This is a genomic window from Lishizhenia sp. (genome assembly GCF_057456495.1).
The window spans coordinates 1-5,782 of record NZ_JBVCPV010000185.1 but is presented as its reverse complement, the minus strand read 5'-3'; the positions used below and the strand labels follow the sequence as shown (position 1 = coordinate 5,782).

The 5,782-nt window shown below is 37.8% G+C and carries 4 protein-coding genes; 3 read left to right on the top strand and 1 reads right to left on the bottom strand.

Features of this window, described 5'->3' with window-relative positions; all coding sequences use genetic code 11:
* Nucleotides 1–876 (bottom strand): DUF8202 domain-containing protein (locus AC22ZQ_RS11985; RefSeq protein WP_318959006.1); only part of this gene is annotated, 876 nt, incomplete at its 3' end.
* Nucleotides 877–1,344: 468 nt separating this feature from the next.
* On the opposite strand from AC22ZQ_RS11985, the gene AC22ZQ_RS11980 reads away from it, so the two are divergent.
* From AC22ZQ_RS11980 to AC22ZQ_RS11970, 3 genes are all read left to right on the top strand, one after another.
* Nucleotides 1,345–4,326 carry a YfhO family protein gene (locus tag AC22ZQ_RS11980; RefSeq protein ID WP_318959005.1) on the top strand — a complete coding sequence of 994 codons (2,982 nt, stop codon included), beginning with the start codon at nucleotides 1,345–1,347 and terminating at the stop codon, nucleotides 4,324–4,326.
* The gene (locus AC22ZQ_RS11975; protein ID WP_318959004.1) at nucleotides 4,307–5,404 is read left to right on the top strand and encodes a CDP-glycerol glycerophosphotransferase family protein; all 1,098 of its coding nucleotides are present in this window, start codon (nucleotides 4,307–4,309) and stop codon (nucleotides 5,402–5,404) included. The genes AC22ZQ_RS11980 and AC22ZQ_RS11975 overlap by 20 nt, the downstream gene beginning before the upstream one ends.
* On the top strand, nucleotides 5,388–5,782 hold a 395-nt coding region (locus AC22ZQ_RS11970; protein ID WP_318959003.1), incomplete at its 3' end, for a class I SAM-dependent methyltransferase. The genes AC22ZQ_RS11975 and AC22ZQ_RS11970, both read left to right, overlap by 17 nt.

Sequence of the window (5,782 nt, the reverse complement as noted above, 5' to 3'; positions counted from 1 at the left end):
GTTGTGATAGCCACCGGCTAGCGATGCATCCCAGAGCAATGCGTCATTCGTTGCTACATAATCTCCCTTTACACCACTACCAACATTAGAAAGTGTAAATCCATATTTTACTGCTAAGTAGGTCTCAACCTTACGCCTATCATCTTCGGACAAATCTTTTGGGATAATAATAACTTCAGCCGTATAATTGTTAGAAAATGTACCACTATTGGATACCACTGCAATTCGATTGGCGCCTAAGAAATAATCTCTAAAACGCTGCCCTCTATTTTGTCCAGTAAATTGCGCTGACCCCACAATTACTCCATTTTCGAATGCTTTCACCGCCGTATTATTGTTTTCCCCATAACTTCGAATGCTAAATAATCGGAAATTTGTATTATAGGTTGAGAATGGGAGTCCGTTTACCCCATTGATATCACTATTATTTCTGTACCTATAAGTACTTCCATTCGAATCGAATTGAAAAGAAGTAAGATCTATATCTCCAGAGGTTGTGGAGTGATTATGAAAAACAGCCCCAAGGTTGGTATTAGAATTTAATTTTACAACAATAAAAAAATTGAATTCGGAGGTATATTCATCGGTACCTAGGTCGACTCGTAAATAATCGTTTACACCATCGAAGTGAACGGAGGGATTATAATTGATATTACTTACTGTAAATTTTGGTTGTTTTCCTTGCGTGACTTGGCTAACATCTTTTGCAAAAGGAGATTGATCTTGCCATGTTCCGATAGAACCATTTGGCACTGTAGAGGATGTTCCATTGTTGGCCTTAATCCAAAAAGTAGTAGAATCTGACAAACCACCTGGAGTTTGCGCTCCAGCTACATGAGCTAAACTAGCAAAATAACACCAAAAAATAAGGCGCATGATTTTTATTTCAGGGAGAGTCTCTATAGGATTTTGAGAAGACTTAATAAGTTTGCTCATTGTTTTAAACATAGCAGAGGGTTTTATGGATACTAGTAAAGTTACGACATTTAAATGCCTGAAAAACAAAGCGTGGTTAACAAGTGGATAACATTTTAAAATTCAAATCAAAACCTGATAAAAAGTAATTTCTCTTGAATTGTTCAGAACTAGTCACTTTTTCTGCCAGCGATAGGAATGACAACCCACAGGGGGATGCCGTACTGAAACTTAGGCTTTGCAGGTGATAACCTGTGAAAGACTTTAGTTGAAGGGGGCAACCACCGCGGATTATAATGGATAGCGCGCCCGGGCAGCCTAAAAAAACATAAAATCTAAAGGGCTAGGTAATAAAAGCGAAACAATCACTTTACATCCCTACTAAAATTATTATCTTCATCGCTTCTAAAACACGCATAAAATCAAGATATGAAATTCAACGTTACTGAATTCTTTAAACGCAACTGGGTACATTTTTTCGCCCTTGGTTTATTTTTCATTATCACCCTAGGTTACTTCTCTCCTCAATTTGGAGGCAATGGATTGAAACAACACGATATTGAACAGTTCATTGGTATGTCGCACGAAACCGTTGAATACAGAGCCGAAAACGGTGAAGAACCACTGTGGACGAACTCTATGTTCGGTGGAATGCCGACCTATCAAATTTCTACGGTATATGATGGGAACTTGATGACCAAAATAAAGCGTGCGCTTGGTTTTTGGATAGGATCTCCTGCAGGTATTTTCTTAACTTACCTCACAGGGTTCTACATTATGCTGTTGTGTTTTAGAACCAATAAATGGGTAGCTATTTTAGGAGCTTTGGCCTTTGCCTTCTCCTCTTACTACATCATTATTCTGCAAGCCGGTCACAACTCTAAAGCGGTAGCCATTGCCTTAGCACCGCCCGTTATAGGAGCCTTTTACATGGCTTTCCGCAACAATTTAAAGTGGGGTATTTTACTCTCAGCCCTATTCATGGGGATGGAAATTTCTGCCAACCACTTACAAATTACCTATTACTTAGGCATTGTATTGCTCTTTATGGGTATTGTTGAATTGGTACGTGCCTTTGGTAAAGAATCGAACTTTAAGCGCTTCGGTTTAGCTACTGTTGGAATCTTGGTTGCTTATGGATTTGCCCTTGGAATTAACTATGGTAACATCACCTTTACGAACGACTACGCGAAGTACACGATTCGTGGAGAAAACGATATTAAAATTAACCCGGACGGAACTACGGCTGCCAAAAATCAGTCGAAAGGTTTAGACAAAGACTACATTACACAATGGAGTTATGGAATTGGAGAATCAATGACTTTGATTTCGCCTTATATTCATGGAGGTGGATCTGCTGTAATTGGGAACAGTCCGTTCAAAGATAAATTGAAAGAAAAGGAGTTCCGTTCTGACGCACCAGAACTGGCCAAGCAAATGATGTATTGGGGAGACCAACCCATTGTAACGGGTCCGGTTTACTTAGGTATCATCGTCGTATTCTTGGCATTATTAGCCTTGGTATTTGTTAAAGACAGAATGAAGTGGGCACTTTTGGCTGCCACAATTTTGTGTTTGATGCTTTCTTGGGGGAAAAACTACATGGGACTTACAGAGTTCTTTATCGATAACATTCCTGGATACAACAAGTTTAGAGCGGTAACCATTATTTTGGCCATCGTTGAGATTTGTGTACCTCTTTTAGGAGTATTGTTCTTGCAGAAGCTTGTCAACGAAAGAGAAGCGATCAAAGCGCAAATGAAAACCTTTTACATTGTTTCTGGAGCAAGTGCCTTGTTACTTTTAATCTTTGCTTTTGCAGGTACAGGAGACGATTACCTAAGCGAAAGAGAAAACGAATTCTTATACGGAATGGAAGCTAACGTGCGTTCGCAAATAGAAAGCATTCCGGTAGAACAAGCCAAACAACAATACGGGGTAAACTTAAACAATCCACAAGAGAAGAATGCATTTATACAAAATGTAGTAGCCAACCAAACCAAAAGTTTTGATGCGGTAGTAGCCTTTAGAGCGGATGTAGCAAAATCTAGTTACCTCAGATCATTTGGATTCTTATTGGTAGCAGCTCTATTGATTTTTGCTTTCTTGAAATACGATTTTAAAAAGGAATTATTAATTGGAGGTTTAGCGGTATTAATATTGGCGGACTTAATTCCAGTAGATAGAATTTACTTGAATGCTGAAAAAGAAGGAAGAGAGATGAAATTCTGGATGCCAGAATTTGAAAAAAGAAACCCTTTCTCCCCTACTACGGCAGATCAGCAAATCATGCAGAATGAGATTGCTCAAAATCCAGCGTTGAAAGCTATTATTGATGAAGCCGCTAACGCTGCAGAAGATAAAGACTTACGCAGAGAGAAAGGATATGCAAACTACATTGCAGGTAAGAAATTTGCGGCCTTAAATGCCAATACCAACTATAGAGTTTACGAACCAAGTGGTGGAACGAACTCATCGAGAGCTTCTTACTTCCACAAATCTTTAGGAGGATACCACGGAGCCAAGCTGAGAAACATACAAAACATCTATAACTTCCAATTATCACAAGGAAACTACAAGGTGTTTGACATGTTTAACGTGAAGTACTTCATACAAAGGAATCAGCAAACGGGTGACTACCAAGCGCAACCTAATCCAAATGCTTTAGGAAATGCCTGGTTTGTTACAGAGTTCCAAGTAGAAGAAACTCCAGAAGAAGAAATCAGAGCTTTGGGGAAAGAAGTTAAAATTAGCAACCAAGGAAATGGAACGTTGGTGGTGAACAACGAAGTAGTTAATGAAGCTTTGGTATACGGAGCCGAAAACATTACTTACGTCAACAACGGAGATTCTTTGGCTATTAATATTCAAAAAACCCTTCAAACAGGTCAGGCTTCAAGCTTTGTAGCAGACGTTAACGGAAGAGGAAATTGGGTACCTAACTTCACTTTAGAAGCAGATACAACAAATTCATTTGAAGTATTAGTAACACAAGAAGTAGTAGATAACTTTATGCCGAAAACAGAAGCTATTATCACTCCTTCTACCTACGAAAAAGTAAAAGGTAAAACCTTCAGTGGAAAAGGAAGTATTGAAATGACTTCTTACGCACCCAATGAGTTACGTTACGCGATCAACACGACAGGAGAGCAGTTTGCAGTGCTTTCTGAAGTATACTACCCTGATGGATGGAATGCTTATGTAGATGGAGAAAAGGTAGACATTGAAAAAACAAACTACTTGTTAAGAGGGGTTATTCTACCCGCAGGAGCTAAAGAATTGGTAATGAAATTTGAAGTACCAAGTTTTGGTACGGTGAATACTATTTCTTTTGTGTTGAGTTTAGGGTTGATTCTTTTGATTCTCGTACTGTTTATTTTAGAAAAAAGAAATGGAAAAGAGAATTCGTAGGATTTCTAAATTCATCAGTTCTGGGTTAGACGCCTTATTTTCCACAAAGAAACACATCGTATTTGGCTGTAGATCTGCAAAAGGTTACGCAGATAACTCCAAATACCTGTATGAATATTTTTTGGATCAAGGAGAAAAGGTATACTTCTTTACCAAAAAAAAGGAATTGATGGAGAAGATACCAGGCCACCCCTTGTATGCTTATCACTGGAAAACGCCATTTATTATGATGCGCGCAAAGGTGTTAGTGATGACCCATGGTGCGTTTGATTTCTTTCCCTACTTTTTTAAACCGAATAAAAAACGCTGGGTGCTGAATCTATTTCATGCTATACCTGTTAAAAAAATTGAAGCGGTTAACGGTGATAATCTCGGTGTTTGGGACAATTTTGTGGTTTCCTCTGAAATCGAAAAAGAGTTTACGGTACAAAACATGCAAATGGCCCCATCAAGCATTATTGTTGCCGGGCAGGCTAGAAATGATAAGTTAAAACGAAATAATTTTGACTTGCCTAAGGAAAAGAAGATACTCTTTGCTCCTACTTTTAGAGATACAAACATTACGCAATTGTTTCCTTTTAAGGACAAAGATTTAAAGGCACTGGACAAGCTTTTGAATCAACTCGACGTTTCTATAGCGGTCAGACTTCATATCAATGAAGAATCGGTTTACAAAAAGGAAGGTGTTTTCGAAGGATTAAAAAACATCTATTTTGAGGGAAGTAATATTTATCCCGATGTGAATGAGGTACTCTCTCATTACAGCGCTGTAATTACGGATTATTCAAGCGTATATTTAGACTTTTTACTCTTGGATAGACCTGTTGCATTTATTCCTTACGACTACGATGAATATGAAAAAATTAGAGGGTTTTCTTTCCCTTATTTTGAAAATACACCTGGACCAAAAATTTCAAAACAAAGCGAATTAGAAACCTTTATACAGGGAGTTGCCAAAAACAAAAATCCCTACCAAGAAGAAGCTCAAAAAATCAAACATAAATTCCATCAAGAAACTGACGGAAAGGTTTGTGAAAATTTATATACAATAATAAAAAAACATGCAAGATCTATTTAACGACAAAAAATACTGGGAAAAATACTACAAAGAACAAGGGAAGAAGTTTAATGCAAACCCGAGTTTATTCGCCAAATTCTTAGTGAAAGAAGGATACCTTAAAAAAGGAGATTCTCTTATTGAATTAGGGTGTGGTAATGGAAGAGATGCCTTGTATTTTGCTCAAAAAGGGTTGAATGTAAAAGCGATAGATCAATCTGAATTTACTACGAAAAACTTAAACGAAATAGAAGGAATTACTGCTGAAACAAATGACTTTACGCGTTTAGACGATTTGTCTGAAAAAGTGGATGTTATTTACTCAAGATTTACCTTACATTCAATTGACAAAAAAGGAGAAAAAAGGGTATTGAAATGGGCACAGCGCAACCTTAAACC